We start from the raw sequence: 20,788 nt of genomic DNA on the forward strand, positions 1-20,788 counted from the left end.
GACATCTTCCCGCTGGCCTAGAAGAAAGTCCAATAGGCTGGATTATGGTCAATTGGAGGGACCAAGCCATGCGAAAATCACGCACCGTTCGTGTATCCGGCTCGTATGACAGGACGAGACGGAGGGCCGAACCGCGCAAGCCTGTTCCGGTCGAGGGCGCACCGAAGATCGGCAAGGGCCAGCCCTGGGTCGTTGCGGCAGACGGCGGAATGCTTTGGACTGCTCGTGGGACCTATGTGGAAGCGTTCAGGCTGACCCGAGGCGCCGACGGTGCGACGGCAGAGCAGGCCGGTCAAAGCGAGCTGCCCGGAGCCGTCGTCGAACTCGCCGCCAGCCCGGTAGGCTCGGTCTTTGCTATCGCCGCCTGCGGACAGGATGGGTTCGAGATCTTCGAGCTTGGCGACCGTGGACTGCGGCACATCGGCGCGACAGCCTCGCCGAGGCACGTCGTCGTGACGCGAACAGCTATCGTGACAGTGGAACCGGGCGATGGTGAGTCTGGCGCAAGGACAGCGCAGCTCGTCACCCGCGACCTTCGGCGCGGCAAGCTTCTGCGGCGCATTCCGCTGGCGTCGCGGCGGGTGTCGTTGCGCGCGGGAACGGGAGACAGTGTCGTCGTTGTCGAGGGGGGCGGTCGGTTAAGATATATCGATGCGTCGCGCGCTGCAGATGACTGCCGTGACCCCTGCGATCCCGGCTGCAGGCCGCTGCCCAATCGTATTCCACCCCGACAGCCCGATACCGACGACATTAGCAACGGCCATCACAAGATCTCTTGCTGCTGCCCGCCCAAGCCGACAGCACCCAAGCGGCCGCGCCCAATCGACCCCTTGGATAGCACGCCATCGGGGGGAGCTTCCGGTAGGCCGTCACGGGACCCGGACGGGCAGTGCGTACCAGGCGACGACGGCGTGCCGGACCGCTGCTGGATCACCAAGTATGTCGGCGCGAAGATTATTCGCATCAACATCTGCGATCCGGACGAGCCGCCCTGCGGAACGACAATCGCTTTCCAGCCTGCTCGCCTTCAGCAGACGCGCAGCCAGATTGTCGCGCAATCGGCGGACGGCCGCCGGCTCGTCGCGCTCGATGCGCGGTCGCTCAGGCAGACGGCCTCGCTGACCCTCCCTTCGGGCAGTCAAGCCGTGGCTCTGGCCGCCCTGGACGAGATTGTGCTGCTCTCGCCGGACGGCGGACTGGCGCTCTTCCCAACCGCGCCGGCTGTGGCGGAGTTGGAATTGGCCACAGCCACCTCGTCGGTCTTCTCTGGCGAAAACCCGGCCACGCAGTATTCCCCCTACGGCAGACAGGTCGGCATGCGGACTGTCATGATCGTGCCGGTGCTCGAGCCCGGCCAGAACTACTCCGGGACCACCGCCGACATGGCCGAATACTATGAGATGGAGAACATCCTTTCGAAGGTCCAGGACTTCTATACGGAGACGAGCTACGACGACCCGCCGGACCATGACGGAATAAGGATCCGCTTCCTTTGGTTCGGGGCAGATACGCCGGAGGTCTACACTGGTCAGCCAGTCCGGCTCGGCAAGCCATTCAAGGACTACTGGGGACCGGCCTGGGATCCGGGGCATATCAGGGCGACGATCACGGTCCCTGGCGGCAGCACCACCACAATCCGCTTTTCCGGCGACGAGCGGCTGGTGATCAACTGCGTTCCCTCACCGGTCGATACCTACGACGAGCTCGAGTTCACCCTGCGCTTCCCGGCGGGCAGCTTTCGAAGCCGGATCCCAAACAATCTGCCCAGCATCACTTTCGAGGCGGCCATGCCGTCGCGCAGTATCACCTTGATCGGAAGCGACCGGGAGGGCAATTCGGTCAACGTCAACGTCGACACCAGGGTGCTCTCCGACTCGACCGTAGTCAGCCTGACGCGCACGGCGCTCGGCGCCGGCCCCGCCGAGCTCGATGCGCTGGCGGACGTGCTGAAAGAGATGCTTGACTCCGGCGCGCCCGGCATGTTCGAGCGACCCTCGGTCCTATGGCATGACGACGAGGACGAAACAGGCATGCTGCATGTGGCCGTGTCCTTCGCCGACGGCTCCGGGAGTCAGGTGCCAGAGCTGACGGCCTTCGACATAGACGACTTGCTGAGCGAGCTGGATCCGAGCTCCAGGCCCGGGACCTTTGTGCTGCCTGGGGACGAGTCCTTGCTGCAAACCTATCTGCGGCGCGTGATCACCGATGCCCATGTGCGCCATCCGGAGTTCGGGCCGCGCTTGGCTGAGTCCTATTTCGACTTGGATGACGGCTGGCAGGCCTGGGTGCGGGCGGACGGAAACGACGTCGAGACGCGAATCAACCTTTCGACCAAGCATGGCCAAGACCCGGCAGTGATCGAGCTGGTCAGCCACGATGGCCTCGACCAGCTGGGTTTCGACTCTCCCTTTGAAGGTGTCGGGGCGGACACGACCTTCAGCGGCGGCGGCGGGCCGAAGTTTGAGGACGATGTCCTGTTCGATGAAGTCTATACCGCCATGATCGACGCGACCATTGACTTGTGGGGCGACGAAGCGGCGGCTATCGACGCCATCAATGAGCGCTTCAATTGCGAGGGCCTCGAAGAGTTTCCTCTTGAGTGTGCCTTCGATCTCATACACAACGTCGTCGTGACGCCGGTCTATCCCGGCCCGGCTTTTGCGGGCACCACCCAGGAGCCCGACCTCGTCAAGGGGGAACGCGCCGCCGCCTGGATCGTTAGCATGGATGACCTCAAGGCCGAGCAACGCGTCAAACCGGTGAGACCCATCGGTGCTAACCGTCTCAAGGTGATCATGAAGCTGGCGCCGAACGGCCCGTCCGATCCCGATCGAGCAGCCAGCAGCGCCGGCACCTTGGCGCACGAGCTTGGGCATAGCTTGCTCGGCCTGCCGGACCTCTACAGCGGCGGGAAGCACCGTGCCAATGTCACCTACATGGGCAGCCACTGCATCATGGGCGCCACGCAGTCGTTCTCGCACTACTGCGCCTACAACAAGCGGATCAAGAGATGGCTCGACGACGACGCCATCCTGCCGCTAGACCGGCCGATCGAGGGCGACATCATAAATCAAGAGGTGATCCTGGTGCAGTTGGAGTATTGGGAGCCGACGTTCGGTGAGGCCTGGGATGCCATTGCCCAAACCGCCTTGCCCGGGGCGTCGCCGGATACGCCGGTGGTGGCCGCGGTCTTTCTCCGCCTCGGCGGCGACGGTCGGCAGTTCAACATCGTCGAGCTGCGAGGCCAGGGCCCGCAATTTTCGGCAGATCTCTTGCCGTCCCGCATCGTCATTAGCAACGCCATCGATCCCGAGGACGATACGCGCTACGCGGAAGGCGAGGTGGAGAACGCCGGCGTCACCGAAGAGGTGCTGGAGCGTTATCGCCGCAAGGTCCATCTGCTCTCAAGCGGCTTACGTCAGGCGACCATCGGCACGCCGGAAGCCACCTACGACTTCGCCTCCGATCAGGAGTTTCCCGAGGTGGGGCTGACGGCGACCTTGCTCGAATGGGGCACGGGCGCGACCTCCGCCGGCTCCTTCGACATGGCGCGGATCAATCTGCGCTGGGAACGGGGCGCGGCGATCAACCTGGGCTTCAAGGACGCGACACCGGACTGGCAGAGCCCCGACATTGCGATCCTCCGCCCGGGAGAGTTTCCTGAGAACGGCGAGCCCGACTTTCCCGAGAACCAGGACGATCTCGAGGGCTTCCGCTCACCACCAAAAGGGGCGGAGCCGCTGTCGCACAAGATCGGCGTCCGGGTCTGGAACTTCGGCGACGCCCCGGCGCTCCACGTTCAGGTCGGCTTGGTGCGGCGCCCTTCGGATGGTGGTGGCGGCGGAGACTGGGAAGAGGTTGCGGAGCTCGAGAAGCTAATCGATGAGCCGGTCGAGCCGGAGGGGGAGGGAGGCCCCTCCGTCGTCTTCTTCGATTGGAACGTTGAGCACGGTGCGCCAGAGCACCTTTGCTTCCGCGCCCAGATTGGCGATCGCGACGTGCCGCGTGACAACAACGGCAACGCGCTCGCCTCAGACGACACCGACCACTCGAACCGCTGGGCGCAGCAGAACGTCTTCAACATGGATGCGGCTTCGGACAGCCCGCCGGACCCCGTCGAGTTCACCTTCGAGGTGAACAATCGCGGCTCCTACGTTGAGCGCGTATCGGTGGTGCCCATCGGCCTCGACGCCGGGGCCGAGGTCACGATCACGCCGGCACGCATGGAGATCGCCCCGCGCTCACGCGGCTTCTTCCGCGTCCGCGCGGTATTGGAGGAGCGATTGCTTAACGCGCGCTGCGGCAAGGATATCGACTTCCGTCTTCAGGCCCTGCGCGAAGAAGACCATGCCCAGGAAAACTGGGGCTCCTCGCGCTATGTCCTTCAGCCGCGCCTGCGGACGAAGACGACGTTGAACGGCGGTATCTTGCCCGAGCAGCTGAAGCTGTCCGGCCAGGTCAGCCCCGATGTCGGGGCGATGGAGGTGCTGCTGCAGATCGAGCGGCCGGGCCAGCCGACCCTCTGGGAGCGCGTGCCGCTCGGCCCTAACTCGACCTTCGATTTCGTGATCGACGACAGCTTTCCGGCTAACGTGGAGGTTACAGCCGTCGCCTATTTCGACGGCAGCCTGACCCACAGCAAATCGGCATCCGAGCCCGTCGTCCTGGCGTGGCAGGTCCAGGGGTAGAGCAACGCAGCGGGTGCAGGCAGTCTGGAGCGAACCCGTCTCCACCGATTTCCCTGTTCAACAGGAAAAAAACAGGGAAGTTTCCTGAATCAGGCCCGAATTTCGCCCTCACGCACCCTCTAACAGACCGCTTTCGCTGCCATTTCTCGCCAAGTTCCCTAGCAACAAGAACAGGGAACTTTCTGACCGGAACAGGGAAGACCTGGGAGGAAACAGGGTAAGCGTCGCGGGAGCACAGTAAGCGTCGGGGGATCGCACAGTTGTTTTGGGCGGCTCGGTTTTGATCTTTTCTCTTTTGTATTTTCAGATGAGAGGGGATCGAGATGTCGGATTATCCAGGGCTTCGAGCGCGATACGGTGAGGCTTTCTGGCGCGCGCATCATGAGGCGTGGAAGCGGAGTGATCTGAATCAACGGGAATATTGCGAGGCGCAGGAGATTTCGCTGAAGGCGTTCGGTAACTGGCGGGCGAAGTTCAAAGCCGAGCCTGAGGTGCCGCTGCGCAAGCTGCTCTACCGCCGTAGCGGTTCAAGTCACACCCTAAGTCACACCCTAAGTCACACCCTAAGTCACAGGGGAAGTCACAGCCCAAGTCACGGGACTTATCCCTCTTCGGCGGCGGCGCAGGGTCCCATTGTTCCGCCGGCGCGGCCGGGCCACCGGCGACGGTTCAGCGAGACCAACCGGCGGCAAATCCTCGCCGAGGCGGCCGAGCCGGGAGCGAGTGTGTCCGAGGTTGCGCGGCGCTATGGGATCGCCCGACGCGTCATCTGCCGGTGGCGGCAGGAGCTGGACAAGCCGGGTTTTGTGGAGGTCGCGATCACCGATAGGCCCGCCTCCGGCGAGGAGGGCGGGTGATGACTCTGCTGCCTCCCGGCGTGAAGGTGCATCTGGCGTTCGGCTATACCGATATGCGCAAAGGCATGGATAGCCTTAGCGTGCTGGTTCAGGAAGTGCTGCAGCAAGATCCCTTCTCCGGCCACCTCTTCGTATTTCGGGGCCGCAAGGCCAATCTGATCAAGGTCGTTTTCTGGGATGGGACCGGCTTTTGCCTTTTCACCAAGCGCCTTGAGCAGGGTGTCTTTCTCTGGCCGCCCAACATCGAGCCTGGCCGAACCTTGGCGCTCACCTCTGAGCAGCTGTCGGCTCTGCTCGAGGGGATCGACTGGCGTTCACCCGAGCGCCGATGGCGGCCCAGCGCCGCCGGATAATCTGGACGGGAGTTTGTAAGCTAAATCAATAAAATAGCTTTGTCGGCGCGCGCTGAGAGGCTAGACTCACTCATGCGCCTCGATCTCGAGAACCTGCCCTCCGACATTGATCTTCTGCACCGCTTGGTGCGCGACATGGCAAGCGCCGTGGAGACCCGCGACGATGAGATCGAGCGTCTCCAGCGCATCCTCAAGGCGCTTCGGCGCGGCCAGTTCGGGCGCCGCTCCGAGCGCCCCGATCCCGATCAGCTGGCCCTCGCGCTGGAAGACCTCGATGCAGACCTTGCTCGCATGGAATCCCGGCAATCACCGCCCGCGACGAAGGATGAGGGAAGCGGACCCGGTGGACGCCCCACGCTTGGCGATCATCTGCCGCGCGAGGATGTGACTTGCGATCTGGGGCATGAGCAGTGTCCCGACTGCGGCGGCGCGCTCCATGAGGTCGGCGAGAGTGTGAGCGAGATGCTCGACTGGGTCCCGGCCCAGCTGCGCGTCTTGCGCATTTGCCGCCCCAAGTACGGCTGCCGCGCCTGTAGCACGATCCACCAGGCCCCGGCGCCCGATCGGTTGATAACAAAGGGCCTGGCCACGGCAGGGCTGATCGCCCAGGTGCTGATCAGCAAGTACTGCGACCACACCCCGCTCTACCGGCAGGCTCAGATCTTCGCACGACATGGCGCCCGGATCGAACGCTCGACCCTGGCAGGCTGGGTGGCCGGTGCCAGCTGGTGGCTGGAGCCGCTGTACGCGCGGCTTGCCACCCATGTCTTCGCGTCGACCAAGCTCTTCGCCGACGACACGCCGCTGCCGGTGCTCGACCCGGGTCGAAGCCGGACCAAGACCGGGCGGCTCTGGGTCTATGCGCGCGACGACCGCCCCTGGGCCGGGCCGGATCCGCCGGCCGCCGTCTTCTTCTACAGCCCCGATCGCAAGGCATTGCGGCCAGCCTCCCATCTCGAAAACTTCAAGGGCGTGCTGCAGGTCGATGGCTATCCCGGCTTCGAGGCCCTCCCGGCCAACGGAGACATCCTGCTCGCCGCATGCTGGGCGCATGCCAGGCGTAAGTTTTATGAATTCCACCAGGCGACCGGATCGCCGATCGCCGCCGAGGCCTTGCGCCGCATCGCTGAACTCTACGCCGTTGATCTTCACGAACACTTCGTCCAGGTGCCAGCGCCACCGCGGGACGGCACGCAAGCTCTCTGCCCGTTTGTGCCTGATCTCCGCAGCAAACATGGGTCCGAAGCGGTTCCACCAGAACCGCACGGTGCGCAGCACCGCGCTACGCGCCGTGGCAGATATCGATCCCACGCTCGAACAGCAGATCTTCGACTTGCCGCAGGGAGAGAGGATAGCGGATGTAGAGCATCACCGTGAGGCGGATCACCTCCGGCAAGCTCTCGAAATAAGAGAAGGGATTGCGCATCGCCAGAGGCTACGGGTCGCGTCTCATCGCCTCAAGCTGCTTTGCTCTGACAAAGCCTCCACGACTAATGCCGCTATGCTGGACGTGAGGGCTACGCCACATGCCAGAGGGTTACCGGTCGTGTTTCCATGATCTGGATCATTGATAGGTTGTAGCGGTGTGCTTGCATTATGAACTGTTTTTTGGCGAATACTGTGCAACTCAATTGGCCGTGGCTCTGTTGAATGAGATCGCCTTGTGCCTGCGGAATAGGGTGGACCATCTCGGGTCTGCGGCAACGCAAAACCCTGAGTGAAACTACATCGCCTCCAGAAGTGTCGGCCGGCATGCAATCGTGTAGGAGGGTCAGATTCCCCCACTGCGTATCATGACATTCAACGTGGAGAATATGCTCGAGTGGTTATGGATTCGGGATTTCCAAAAGAAAAGCTTTAGAATCTTGCTTGACTTACAAAGTGAGGCCGACCGTGCTAATCTTAAGCATTCCCCGATAAGCAGAGAAAGGAATTGTGTGGCGAGACTTAAACCGCACTGAGCCTAAAACTAGGAAACATCATGCCATTAATATTCGTGCATGGCGTCAGTAATCGCAATACCCCAGCCTATCGGGAGAATGTAAGGGCCCGTGACGCCTTTCTTCGATCTCTCGTAATCCCAAGACTTGGCCTTGATCCGGCAACAGTTCAAATTCTGAATCCGTACTGGGGTGATCATGGCGCCCAGTTCCGTTGGGGTAATGCTTCATTGCCCGAGGCCTCCGATGATATGGAATCATTTGGATCCGGCCTCAACGCGCTCGACCTGCACATCGCCGCAAACGTATTAGGCGGCTCAGAAGAGCAGACAGACCTAGTTGCCATCGCCCATCGCTCACTTGCGGACGCTATTGATGTTATATGGTCCGCTGCCCTGCCGGGTGTTGACACCGATGAGAGAGCGTTTGAGCTGGCAGAGACCTTTCGACTGGCGTCTGACTATGCGATTGCAAATCCAAAGCCGAGTTGGCTAAATCAAGCTAACAACGATAACTTGGTTGATCTGCTGATCTACTATGTTAAGCAATATAACGATTCTTCTACTCCAACTAAAGAGACAGAGTGGGAAAGTTTCGGTGATAGCGGTCAGCTGTTGGAGCGCCTGAAGGAAGGCGTTAGTCGAATAATTTCACTTGCCCCCGATTCTGGAGGAGCGGCCGTTGTGGCGCTCGCCCGCACAAAGGCACATCTGGCGGCGTCGCAATTCATTGGCGATGTGCTCGAGTATCTGGCGAAGCGAGGTGTGGACACTGATCCTGGCCCGATTGTTGAGGACGTGCTGGCCGGTTTTCGGGCCGCTCGCAAGTTGGTAAGGCCGGAAGATCCCAAGTTTGTGATCCTCGGTCATAGCCTTGGCGGCGTGATCTCTTACGACATCCTAACCTATTTTGATGCCAGTCTAGAGGTCGATCTATTTGTGACGATCGGTTCACAAGTAGCTTTGTTTGAGGAGATGTCGCTCTACAAGATCAGCCGAAATGAGTTGCCCGAAAATCCGCCAGCGGAAAAACTCGGCACTCCAGTAAACATCAAGCGGTGGCTAAACGTGTTAGATATAAGCGATTTATTCGGTTTTCGTGCAGGGGCGGTGTTTGAAGGGGTTCAGGACTACAAGTATGATACGGGCTACGGTCTGATGAAGGCCCACAGCGGCTATTTCAGTCGCCCAAGCTTCTTCCGTCGCCTCGGTGAGCGGCTTGCGGAAAGTGATTCATGACGACTGTCTTTTCTCGCGAAAGGGACGAGGCTACCAAAGAACCTGGGACGCATGTACTCATAATCGGTGCTGGCGCATACCCACACTTGCTAGGCGGCACGGGCAAACTAGCTCGCAATCCCATGGGCCTGCAGCAACTATCATCGCCGCCGGTGTCTGCTAAAGATCTAGCTGCCTGGTTTGCAGCGCGCCAGGCGGATACGCCTGGAGACGTTGGCTTCTGGAATCCCTACGTGCCACTAGCTACAGTAGAGCTGTTAGTGTCTCCCTCCTCCGACCTGACGGAGGAAGCCACAAGAACGAATATCGAGAGCGCCTATGAAATTTGGATCAACCGCGTCAAAGAGAACGTACAGAATATTGGAATATTTTATTTCTGCGGTCATGGAGTTGCCGGGCGGAATGATTATGTGCTACCCGCAGATTTTGGCAAAAGCTTGAATCCATGGCGCGATGCCATTGACATAACGAACACGGCCCGAGCGGTACGTCGGCGTGCAAACGCGTCCTTTTACTTCTTTATAGATGCTTGCCGGGACTGTAAGCCAGAAGCGCTAAGGCCTGGTGCAGGGCAGTCTTCGTTGGACGAGTTCGAACCAGAAAAGGATGTGCTGTCCTTCTCGCGTTTGATGGTTTGGGCCGTCGGCGATGGGCGCCAGGCGCACGCTCCCAAAGGAGGGGTGTCACGGTTTACTTCGGCGATTATCAAAGCACTTTCGGGTTTCTGCGCAGAGGCCGTGCCAGAGGAGAATACCTGGGTCGTAACGGGCGCAACGTTATGCACCTCTATTGAGAGAATATTGGAAGAAGAGAATAGATCTCTTGAGCCAAGGTATCGACAGCATATTGAATTCCAACGAATTGGCTCGAAAGTCTTTCACTTTGAAACTCGACGGCCTCAGAATGTGGCTACTACGAGGTCTGTCTTGCCTGTCAACTTGCGCGTTCGAGAAGAGCTAGAAAGGATGCCTGGTGGGGCAGCTCTTCCGCCAATGCTAAGAGAGTTCTTGGCTGAGGTAGTAGAAACTGGTCAGCGATCATTGGAGGAAATCGAACAGTTAGCTGATTCCTGCGTGCGACAGTCGAAGCTACTTGCCCAACAACTTGCCGTTGAGCGCGACCGCGAGGTGGCAGGACAAGCGCAAGCGCTGCTTGACGCAGGGAAATTGGAGGAAGCGGGAACAGTGTTTGAGGAGCTCATTCGAGAAGCGGAGTCGAGACTAGGAACATACTATCAGAGCCGAGCCGAGGTAGCGTGGTTGGCGCTATCCTATGATTCGGATTTACTTGCGGAAGAAGCTGAGAAATGGTTCCGCAGAGCGTCCGAACACGGAAGTTTAGATGGGCACTATTATCTTGGTAGACTACTCTGGGAAAAGGGTGAATATAACGAAGCGTTACAAACGATACGCGAGGCAGCCTGGAGCGGCCATAATTTGGCCGAAGAGATTCTATTTGAATGGGAAAAAGGTCTATAATTTACCGCAGCTGGTTCACATCAAAGGAGATGGACCTCATATCCTAGGCTAGCAGTGTGGTCCTCGACTTCTCAAGGGCCGAAAACCCACGGGCAACGCATACAGCGAATTTGACAGGCGGTTGAAGCAGCAGTCGTACAACTATTGGCAGGACGGGTGGGCTGAACATGGTGCGACGTAAACTTACTATCGAGCACAATGATCCCGCTGATAGAGCTCCCGTTCCGTGCCCGTGGGCGCCAGCGGCTTCCTGGTTTAGAGGGCGATCACTCATCTGTCCTTTCGATCAACGGGGAAGTAGTCTGCGTTCGGCTTGGACCGGGCGCGGAGCTAGCTGCCGGGTCTGATGAGCTGGTTCCGGCGGCAAGCGGATTGCGCCTACCGGTGGCTGCGGGTGTTGTGGGTCTGCCGAGTCAGCGTGGCCAGCCTGTTGATTGGCTTACTCATCCTTCTGCTAGCGCCGCAATCGCAGGATCTGTTCCGAGAGGTGACACCGGACGCCGGCAGCGTCTGGGAGATCTTCGGTCCGTTCCGCGGCCCGCTTTATTGGTTCGCCTTCCAATTGCTGGCTTTCATCTGCTGGGCAATGCCGGTGCACTACGCGGCGCGGATGCTGCTCCAGCACGACGTCGGCCTATTCGACCGGGCCGAGGCGCAGACTTTGTATCCGCCTATCTTCCGCTGGGTACCACGGATATTGGGCATCGGCTGCTTCGTGGCGTTGCTGCTCGGCGAGGCATTCGCATGGGCAGGTATTCCCTCCTGTGAATCCTCAAATGCTATCTGCCAAGAGCAGGTCGACATCGAGGAAATGCATCTCGTGTTTCTGATCCTCAGCACCACCGTCGCCCTAGCCGTCTTCTGGATCTTCGTGGTCAAGCGGCGCGCCTTCGTCGCCGGCGTCAAAGATTGGCGGCAGGGTCCCGCAGGATTCTGGGCCGCGATGAGGATGGCCTACGCCACTTCGCTCCCCCCTCCGGTGCTGCCGTTCTACTTACCCGGAGCGGTGCGCAACCGCGGCCGGACCGCGCCGCAACCACCTGACGGCCTCGCGGGCGCCAAGAAGGCACGCCTCATCGGTGCGACCATATTGTTGATCGTCTCGGTGCTGCCATCGGTCTTTCTGCTGATCGAGCCAGCCTGGACCGCGCAGTGGTTTGCCCGCGCCTTCTTGTTCGTCGTCGTCCTCGGTGCATGGGTGCCACTGCTGTCATTACTGGCCTTCACAAGCCACTATCTGCGTTTCCCGGTGATCCTCTCCGTCTACGTAGTGCTCGGGATATTCGGCTACTTCAACGACGATCACTATGACATGCGCGTAGTAGAGCACCGGACCGCGAGCGATCCACGACCGAACTTCGAGGAAGCGCTGGAAATGTGGCGCAAGCATGGTGGCGACGACGCCCCAATCATCGTCGCCACCGCCGGCGGCGCCAGCCGCGCCGCCTACCATACTGGCCTGGTGCTGGGCTACCTGCACGAGAACTACCCGGCGTTCCGCGATCGGCTGTTCGCCATCAGCGGCGTCTCCGGCGGCTCCCTCGGGGCGGCGGTCTATGCTTCGCTTGCCGACCGCCCTGACCCGCCGTGTCAGCACCTCGAAGGCGCTCCGATGAGCCTGGGGGAATGCCTCAACGCCGTACTGCTTGGTGATTTCCTGTCGCCGCTGACGATCGCCTTCGCGTTCCACGACATCACTCAACTGCCGCTGGCCGATCGGGCTCAGGTGCTCGAGCGCTCCTGGGAGCGGCGCTACGCGACGTTTGCCCGCCCGGCGGTCGGCGATGACGGCTTGGCGCGCGACTTCACTGCCTTCTTGCCTGGGAAGAATCGTTGGCGGCCGCTGCTGCTACTGAACGGCACATCGGTGGAGTCCGGCAAGCGGCTGATTGCTTCACACCTACGGTTCGCTGAAAGTGATGAGCCCTTGTTCGTCGATACTTACGACGCTCTCAGTGTTCTCAACTCCGGCCAATCGGCGAAGGATGCCCCGCCTTGGCACTCGTTCCGGCTCTCGACGGCGGTTACGGTGAGCGCCCGCTTTCCCCTGATCACGCCGGCTGGCAATCTGCGCGACCGTGGCGGCCAGATCGCCGACCGCGTGGTGGACGGCGGCTACTTTGAGAATTTCGGCGCCCTCACGGCGGCCGACCTGGCCCGTCGGTTGTACCGCCGGACCGATGTGATGCCGTTCGTCATCCAGATCTCCAGCGATCCCGATCTTGAGCTAGCAGAGCGCCCGAGGATGCCCGACGCTGACGACCAGCAATGGGCCACCACCGTGCGCTCGATATTCGATGCCTTCTTTGCCACCCGCACCGCGCGGGGATCGCTTGCCACCGCGGCGCTGCGCAACCAGCTCTGCAACGACACGTTGCAACATCAGACCGACGCGCCGTGCCCGCACTACGCGCATATCCGGCTGCAGGGCATCGGCCGCGAGGTGTCGATGAGCTGGTGGTTGTCGACGCCGGTGCACCACTGGATCGAGGGACAGCTCTGCCAGCCTTACAATGCCGCAGCACTGGCCACCGTCGCCAAGGCGCTGGGCCGCGGCGAGCCGGTGCAGCCGCCGGGGTGCCCTTGACTCTAGGGCGGTTACAGCGAGCCTTTCTCTACCTGTACAAGCGGGATGTTCCTCCAAAGCCATCTCAGTCCTGCTCGAGACGAGAGCCCCTTCACTGAGACATTGCCCTTCTTCGTTTCGGCATTGGCGCGTTTGTTTATCCACTCTAGCGCGATGTCCGCGAAACCAACTTCTTCGTAGGAATCATCCACGCTGGAGTGCACACCTTGGAAAAAGGTCTGCTCAACCGGTTCGGTTTCCAATCCTTCAAGAGGGCATTGTCAGATCAACAAAGGTGGTGCGCCTTGTTCCGCCCCGGAGTTCCTAGACCCAGGCAAAGTACATTGGTTTGCCCGGAGATCTCCGAGCAGGCAGCGATGAAGCAGGGCAGCGAGCAGCTGTCTAAGACTATCAGATCAGTTTAATCTGACAATGCCCGCGTGATGGTTCGGAGGCAGGGTTTCAATGACGCTTAAGCTGCTGCACTCATCGGACTGGCAGATCGGCAAGGTATATCGCTTTGTCGATGACGGCACGATGGGGCTGCTTCAGGAGGCACGTCTCGCTGCGATCACCCGGCTTGGCAAGCTGGCGGTTGAGCACGGTGCCGGTCATGTTCTCGTAGCCGGTGACGTCTACGACATGGAGGCGTTGTCGCCGCGTTCTCTCAATCAGCCGCTGGAACGCATGCGGAAGTTTGAGAAGGTGACGTGGCATCTCATGCCTGGAAACCACGACCCGCATCGGCCGCACGGCCTCTGGGATCAGCTCATGCGAAGGGGCGTGCCGGACAATGTGATTGTCCACCTCTCGTCCGAGCCGAGGATATTCGAAAGCGATGGCTTCGTCGTGCTTCCTGCACCGCTCCAGTGCAGACGCACGCTTCAGGACCCCACTGCATACATGGATGAAGCGGAAACCCCGGACGGGATTATCCGCATAGGTCTCGCGCATGGCACGGTCACGGGCTTCGGTTCCGATGACAAGGACGTTCCGAACTACATCAATCCGGACAGGCCGAATGCGGCGCGGCTCGCCTATTTAGCCTTGGGCGATTGGCACGGACAGAAGAAGATCAGTGACAAGGTTTGGTACAGTGGCACACACGAGGCCGACGCCTTTGATGTGGAAGGCGGCGGACAGGCGCTTCTGGTCGAAATCCAGAGTGCTGATGCCGCGCCAGTCGTTACGCCGGTCGAGACCGGCCATTACCGGTGGATGACGTTGCGCGAGCAGATCAACAGTCGCGAAGAGATTGATGCTCTCGTCACGACCCTGCGCGGCAGTGGAGATGACCTGAACCGGATTCTGGTGCGCCTTTCGGTCGAGGGTGCCGTTTCGCTTCAGGACCGACAATATTTTGAGGAACAGATCGTCGAGCAGGTTTCGGCCGCCTTCTGTTATCTGCGGGTCGATGATGCGCGGCTCTTCCCGAGTCCCAGCGAAGAGGACCTAGATCAGATCGACCGGGGCGGCTTCGTGCGAACCGCTGCTGATGTCCTGAAGCAGAAGGCCGAGGACATGAGCGATCCCGATCATGAGATGGCCGCCCTGGCGCTTCAGCGGCTATACGTCGAGCACATGAAATTGCAGACGAGGAGCCAATGAAAATTCGCTCCATCGCTGTCAATCAGTTCAAGAAGTTCACGACGCCGATGTGTCTCGACGACATCGGCGACGGCCTGAACGTCGTTGTCGGCCCCAATGAAATGGGGAAGTCTACGCTGCTCGATGCGCTACGCGCCGCCCTGTTTGAGAAATACAGTTCCAAAGCGCAGCCGATTACGGCGCTACAGAATGACCGGAACCAAGCCGCACCTGTCGTGGAGCTCGCATTCGAGGTCGACGGCGGGATTTATCGGATCAGGAAGCGGTTCGTGAAAAAGCCATACGCTCACCTGTTCTGCCCTGACGGGCGAAAGCTGGAGGGCGATGAAGCAGAAGACACTCTGCGCGATCTTCTCGGGTTCGATGAACCTGGCAAGACGGGCGCGAAGCCCGAAACCCTCGGCATGTGGAATGTGCTCTGGGTTCAGCAAGGCCAGTCCTTTGGTGCGCTCGATCTTCCCGACAGCGCGCGCTCGAATCTCCACAGCGCACTGGAATCGGAAGTCGGCGAGGTTCTGGGAGGCAAGCGCGGAAGGGCGTTGCCGGATGCGGTGGATAAGCAGCTCTCGGAACTTGTCACGTCCACTGGCAGGCCACGCGGGAACTACAAGGATTTGATCGACGAGGTGGAGACGCTGCGTGCCGAACTCGAAGGGCTGCAAAGCCGCCGCAGCGAACTCTCCAAGACTATGGAAGACCTGGAAGCCGCACAGGAAACGCTCGCGCGTCTCTCATCGGGAGAGCAAGACCAGAAGGACAAGGAGGAACTGGACGCAGCACGGAACCGACATGGTGAGCTTGCCAAGCTGGAATCACGCATTGAGGCCGCGGCGACTGATGTTGAGCTGAAGAAGCGCAATCTGGAACAAGCCGAACAGGCCATTGCCGAGCGTCGCGCTCTGAAAGAGCAGATCATGACCGACGCTGAGGCGGTCGAGGCGGCGAAGGAGAAACTCGACGAAGTTCGCGAGAAAGATCAGAAGCTGAGGAAACAAGTCGAGGGCCTTCGCAAAGATTCGAAGAAAGCCGAGGATGCCGTCACCGAGGCGGATAAGGCTGTGTCGATCGCCCGCCGCGTTCTCACTGCCGTTCAACGCGAGGGCCGCATTCGGGAGCTTCAGGAGCGCTACGAGAAAGCCCACGATGCCGAAAAGAAGCAAAGGGCTGCCCAACAGGGTGCGGCTGCCATTCTCGTCACTGACGAGAATATTGAAACGATACGAGATGCCGCGAAGAAACTCGAAACCGCGCGTTCCCGCCTTTCCGCTGCCGCGACCCTCGTTGCATTCGATATGCCTTCGGACCGGCTCTCCAAGATCCAGGTCGATGGAGCGGCACTTGCGGCCGGTCAGACATCGGTGGAAGCGGTTGAAGGGACAACGATCACCATCCCCGAGTACGGCAGCATTTCTGTTCAGCCTGCGATCAAGGACCGAGATAGCCTCATCGCAGAGCAGCGCGAAGCGAATGACGCCCTCAAAGCCGCGCTTGAAGAGTGCGGCGTCAAATCGGCTGATGCGGCTGAGGAACAGCTTGCAAAACGCGAGAAGCTCCTACGTGATGCGGAGCTTGCACGGCAGGAAGCCGAACTGCACGCGCCAGCGACGGATGACTACGAGGCCGGTGCAGAACCGCTTTCGGATCACATTGCGGGCCTGAAGGCCATTCTCGAACGGGAGCTTACCGACCTTGGGATCGAGAGCTTGCCATCGGAGAAAGAAGCGGAGCAGACCCTAATCTCTGCCCAGGAAAGCGCTCAGGAAGCAAGGGACACCCAGACCACCGTCCGAGCGACCCTTGGCGGGCCGGAAGAGGAGATGGGTCGTATCCAGACTGAGTTGGGGAGTGTGAAAACACGATATGACGACGGGAAGGAACGCCTCGAAAAGCTGAAGAAGAGTCTGGCTGAAGCGGAAGAGCAAACTTCTGATGATGACCTTGAGGCTGGTGTGGCGGCCGCTCGAAAGGCACTGGAAGATCAGGAAAAGGCTGTGTCTGAGCTGGAAGGACAGCGTGAGGGCGAGACGCTACCGCAATTGGAGGCGCGCATTTCTCGGTTGGACACAGCGCTACAGGAGCGTCGAGACAAGCGCTCTGATCTGAAAGAGAAGGTTGTCGGGCTGCAATCGCACATTGAAGCTCTTGAAGGTGCGGGCCTAGACGAGGCCATTCAGCAGAAAGCACGAGAGGTCGAGCTGGCTGACGATCAGCTTCAGCGCTACGAGCGTGAGGTGTCCGTGCTTTCCCTGCTGCTATCGACGCTACGTTCCGCAGAGACCGAAGCGAAAGAGCGCTACCTCTCTCCGGTGCTGAAACGGGTTCGTCCCTACTTGCAACTCCTGTTCCCCCGCGCAGAGATCACGATTGACGAAAACCTCCACATCGTCGGTGTGGTTCGCGAGAACGGGTACGAAGAATCTTTCGAACACCTGAGCATGGGGACGCAGGAACAAATCGCCGTTCTTGTTCGCCTCGCCTTTGCCGAGATGCTTGTCGAGCAAGGCCATCCTGCGACCGTTGTGCTCGATGATGCTCTGGTGTTTTCGGATGATCGGAGAATGGGCCGCATGTTCGACATTCTGAACATGGTCGGGCAGCAGGTTCAGGTCATCGTACTTACGTGCCGTGAACAACTTTTTGAGGGCATTGGCGGTCAGCACTTGTCATTGCAGGAGATTAACACCGAGGAGCTGGTTTCAGCATGACCTAACCAGAAGGGAGCAGCCTTGAGAATTGCATCTGTTCGTATCGAGAACTTCAGATCGTTCAAAGACGAGACCATTCCGTTCAATGACTATGCGTGTCTTGTCGGGCCGAACGGTGCAGGCAAATCGACAGTTCTCACCGCCCTAAACGTTTTCTTTCGAGAGTCAGATGGTCTTTCAACTGATTTAAGCCAGTTATATGATGAAGACTTTCACTGCAAAGACACGGATAATCCGGTCAGAATAACTGTTACGTTTGGGGACTTAAACGACGAAGCGACAGACGATTTTTCAGACTACGTGCGGCAGGAGAAATTGGTTGTTTCCGCCGTGGCGACCTTTGACCAAGCTACCGGAAAGGCAGATGTGAAGCAGTACGGGCAGCGTCTCGCGATGCCAGCCTTCGCGGCGTTTTTTAAGGGCTTGGATGATGGCAAGAGGGTTGCTGAGTTAAAGGAGATTTACACCGAAATAAAAGGTGACTACGGCGATCTTCCGGCTCCAGGAACAAAGGACACTATGGTTCAGGCTCTCCGGGATTACGAAGCTGAGCGTCCTCAAGATTGCGAACTCATACCAAGCGAAGATCAGTTCTACGGATTCTCCAAAGGTGCGAACCGTCTCGCCAAGCACGTTCAATGGGTCTATGTCCCTGCGGTCAAGGATGCCACTTCGGAACAGGTCGAGGCCAGGAATTCTGCGCTTGGTAAACTCCTCGCGCGAACAGTGCGCTCTCAGACGAATTTCGATGAGTCCGTAAAGGAATTGCGAGCTGGGATGCAGGAGCAGTATCAAGCGCTTCTAGACGGTAGCCAGCATGTTCTGCACGAGATTTCTGAATCGCTTCAGGCTCGACTCTCAGAGTGGGCGCATCCCGAAGCTCGTTTACGCCTTGAGTGGAAGCAGGATCCCGATAAGTCGGTACGCGTTGAGGAGCCCTGGGCTCATATTCTGGCTGGTGAAGGCGAATTTGAAGGCGAACTCGCACGGTTCGGGCATGGGCTCCAAAGGTCCTATCTTCTCGCTTTGTTGCAGGAACTCTCCGGCACTGAGGCTGGTGAAAGCCCTGCGCTGATTTTGGCATGTGAGGAGCCCGAGCTCTATCAGCATCCGCCGCAGGCACGCCATCTCGCATCGGTTCTCAACAAGTTGAGTCAAGGCGACTCGCAAGTGATCGTCTCGACTCACAATCCTTGGTTCGTTTCCGGGGAAGGATTTGAAGACGTTCGCATGGTCCGCAAGGAACAAGGGAGCCCATGTTCTGCAGTCTGCCATATGTCGTTTGAAGACATTGCTGCGTCTGTCGGTGAAGCCACTGGCGAAGAGCCGACCAAACCGGAGGGGGCTCTCGCAAAGGTACACCAGGCGTTGCAGCCTGCTTTGAATGAAATGTTCTTTACTCGCAGGCTTATTTTGGTCGAGGGTCTCGAAGACGTGGCCTATTTGCAGGCGTACTTCAATCTGCTCGATAAGGCAGATGATTTTAGGCGATTGGGGTGCCACATCGTGCCCACAAATGGAAAAAGTGAATTGCTCAGGCCTCTGGTCATCAGCAACCATATGAAAATCCCGACATATCTCGTGTTTGATTCTGACGCTGATAAGCCAGACCGAAATGGTAGTAAGGCCAAACATGAGAAGGATAACAAGGCACTCCTAAAACTTGCCGGAGGGGACGAAGGAACACCGTTTCCTGATGAGACTGTTTGGGGCACGGGGTTTACGGTATGGCATTCGTGTATCGGTGCCGTCGTGAAAGACGAGATTGGTGCGGACGAATGGACACAATATCGCAATAAGGCCGACCAGCTTTACGGGCAAGTTGGTGATCTGAAGAAGAACTTTCTGCACATCGGCGCGAGCCTTGCGTTTGCCTTGGAAGATGGAAAGCGCTCAGAAAGCATGGAGAAGCTTTGCGCCAAGATTCTTGAGGCGGATAACTTCATCCCCTTCAATTAGTCACTGATACTGCGTGACTCGTCCGGCTTGGCCGGACCGGGCTCTAGAGCGGGATGGTAATAGGCTGAATCGGTCGCGTGGGATTCCCGAATCGGTTTATTTCTGATCCAAGCTGCTTGCTGGGAAGGAGGCCAGCAGGCATGGCAAAACCCTATTCCATGGATCTTCGAGAGCGGGTAGTAGCGGCGGTTTGAGGAGGGCGGTCTGTCGCGGCGCCAGGCGGCGGCACGGTTCGGTGTCGGGGAGAGCAGCGGGTGCTGTCATGTGTGGACGGCCCCTTTGGTGCAAGGGTGAATTGGGGTGATATTGATCGGTGCGGGATGCGGTCATGTGTCCGGCCTGTTTGCGCGGTACGACTGACCGCTGGCCCTGATGAAGTCCGCGCACCAGGTCCCTCTCAGTCTAGCGAGCTCTTGAGCCCTGACAGCACCTCGGGTTTTCCTGGCTGCGGCCCCGTTTGATCATCATCACTTCCATTTGCCCTCGCGGCGTTGCGCGGCGACGAGATGGCCCTGCGGTTTGGTAGCGCTGTTATGCGGCCATCGAGGCCCGATACGTCTCGCCGCGCGCGAGTATGGCCCAGGCGATCCGGGCGGTTTTGTTGGCGACGGCCACGGTGACCACCCTCGCTGGCTTACGCTCGAGCAGGCATCGCACCCAGGCGCCGGTCGCGGATGTATTGCTGTTGGCACGCCGTACCACCGAAGTGGCGCCGACGACTAGAAGCCTGCGCAGATAACCATCGCCCATCTTCGATATTCGGCCGAGACGGCCCTTGCCGCCGGAGGAGTTCTGGCGTGGCACCAGGCCGAGGAAGGCCGCAAACTGACGGCCGCTCTTGAAGACACCCGGATCCGGCACGCTGGCAGCCAAGGCTGTTGCGGTGATGACACCGACCCCGGGAATGGTCTCGAGACGCTGACTGGTCTCGTCTGCGCGGTGCCAGAGCATGAGCTGGCGTTCGAGCTTGCGGATCTCGTCGGTAAGACTGTCGAGCTGACTGGCCAGGCTTTCGAGAGCGATCCCGGCGATCCGCGGTAGTCCCGGCACCTCGCCTGTCCGTATCGCCCTGATCAGGGTCAAAAGCTTTTGAGGTCCCTGGGCCGTGATGATGCCGAACTCGGCCAGATGGGCGCGCACGGCGTTGAGCGTCATGGTGCGTTGGCGCATCAACAGGTCGCGTGTCCGGTGCAGCATCAACACGCCCTGACGTTTCGCGCTCTTGATCGGAACGAAGCGCATGTGAGGCCGCGTCACCGCCTCGCAGATAGCTTCCGCATCGGCCGCATCATTCTTCTGTCGTTTGACATATGGCTTCACATAAGCAGGCGGGATAAGCCGCACATCATGGCCGAGCGCGCCAATCTCGCGAGCCCAGAAGTGCGCCGTCGCACAG

General features: G+C 59.6%; 11 protein-coding genes. 10 read left to right on the forward strand and 1 reads right to left on the reverse strand.

Features of this window, described 5'->3' with window-relative positions; genetic code table 11:
- Positions 1-68 precede the first annotated feature (68 nt).
- The 10 genes from QNJ30_13250 (at position 69) to QNJ30_13295 (ending at position 19,392) form a co-directional block, all read left to right on the forward strand.
- Positions 69-4,688, forward strand: coding sequence for a hypothetical protein (locus QNJ30_13250; protein ID MDJ0944432.1), 4,620 nt, complete (start codon positions 69-71; stop codon positions 4,686-4,688).
- A gap of 323 nt (positions 4,689-5,011) precedes the next feature.
- Entirely contained in the window at positions 5,012-5,545 is a 534-nt protein-coding gene (locus tag QNJ30_13255; protein MDJ0944433.1) for a transposase, read from the forward strand.
- Positions 5,545-5,898, forward strand: coding sequence for an IS66 family insertion sequence element accessory protein TnpB (gene tnpB, locus QNJ30_13260; GenBank protein ID MDJ0944434.1), 354 nt, complete (start codon positions 5,545-5,547; stop codon positions 5,896-5,898). The genes QNJ30_13255 and tnpB overlap by 1 nt, the downstream gene beginning before the upstream one ends.
- Positions 5,899-5,970: 72 nt before the next feature.
- Positions 5,971-7,275: an IS66 family transposase gene (locus QNJ30_13265; GenBank protein MDJ0944435.1), complete on the forward strand. Its 1,305-nt coding sequence runs from the start codon at positions 5,971-5,973 to the stop codon at positions 7,273-7,275.
- Between the two features lie 604 nt (positions 7,276-7,879).
- Entirely contained in the window at positions 7,880-9,076 is a 1,197-nt protein-coding gene (locus QNJ30_13270) for a hypothetical protein (protein ID MDJ0944436.1), read from the forward strand.
- Positions 9,073-10,554 carry a tetratricopeptide repeat protein gene (locus QNJ30_13275; protein ID MDJ0944437.1) on the forward strand — a complete coding sequence of 494 codons (1,482 nt, stop codon included), beginning with the start codon at positions 9,073-9,075 and terminating at the stop codon, positions 10,552-10,554. The genes QNJ30_13270 and QNJ30_13275 overlap by 4 nt, the downstream gene beginning before the upstream one ends.
- A 346-nt stretch (positions 10,555-10,900) precedes the next feature.
- Positions 10,901-13,141 carry a hypothetical protein gene (locus tag QNJ30_13280; protein ID MDJ0944438.1) on the forward strand — a complete coding sequence of 747 codons (2,241 nt, stop codon included), beginning with the start codon at positions 10,901-10,903 and terminating at the stop codon, positions 13,139-13,141.
- Between the two features lie 444 nt (positions 13,142-13,585).
- Entirely contained in the window at positions 13,586-14,728 is a 1,143-nt protein-coding gene (locus tag QNJ30_13285; GenBank protein ID MDJ0944439.1) for a metallophosphoesterase, read from the forward strand.
- Positions 14,725-17,433: an AAA family ATPase gene (locus QNJ30_13290; protein MDJ0944440.1), complete on the forward strand. Its 2,709-nt coding sequence runs from the start codon at positions 14,725-14,727 to the stop codon at positions 17,431-17,433. The genes QNJ30_13285 and QNJ30_13290 overlap by 4 nt, the downstream gene beginning before the upstream one ends.
- 21 nt (positions 17,434-17,454) lie before the next feature.
- A complete protein-coding gene (locus tag QNJ30_13295) occupies positions 17,455-19,392 on the forward strand; it encodes an AAA family ATPase (GenBank protein ID MDJ0944441.1) in 1,938 nt (645 codons plus the stop codon).
- Positions 19,393-19,923: 531 nt separating this feature from the next.
- Here the strand turns inward: QNJ30_13295 and QNJ30_13300 are convergent.
- Positions 19,924-20,788, reverse strand: an 865-nt coding sequence (locus QNJ30_13300) for an IS110 family transposase (protein MDJ0944442.1), incomplete at its 5' end; no start/stop codon positions are given.

Source organism: Kiloniellales bacterium (assembly GCA_030066685.1).
Classification (GTDB): domain Bacteria; phylum Pseudomonadota; class Alphaproteobacteria; order Kiloniellales; family JAKSBE01; genus JAKSBE01.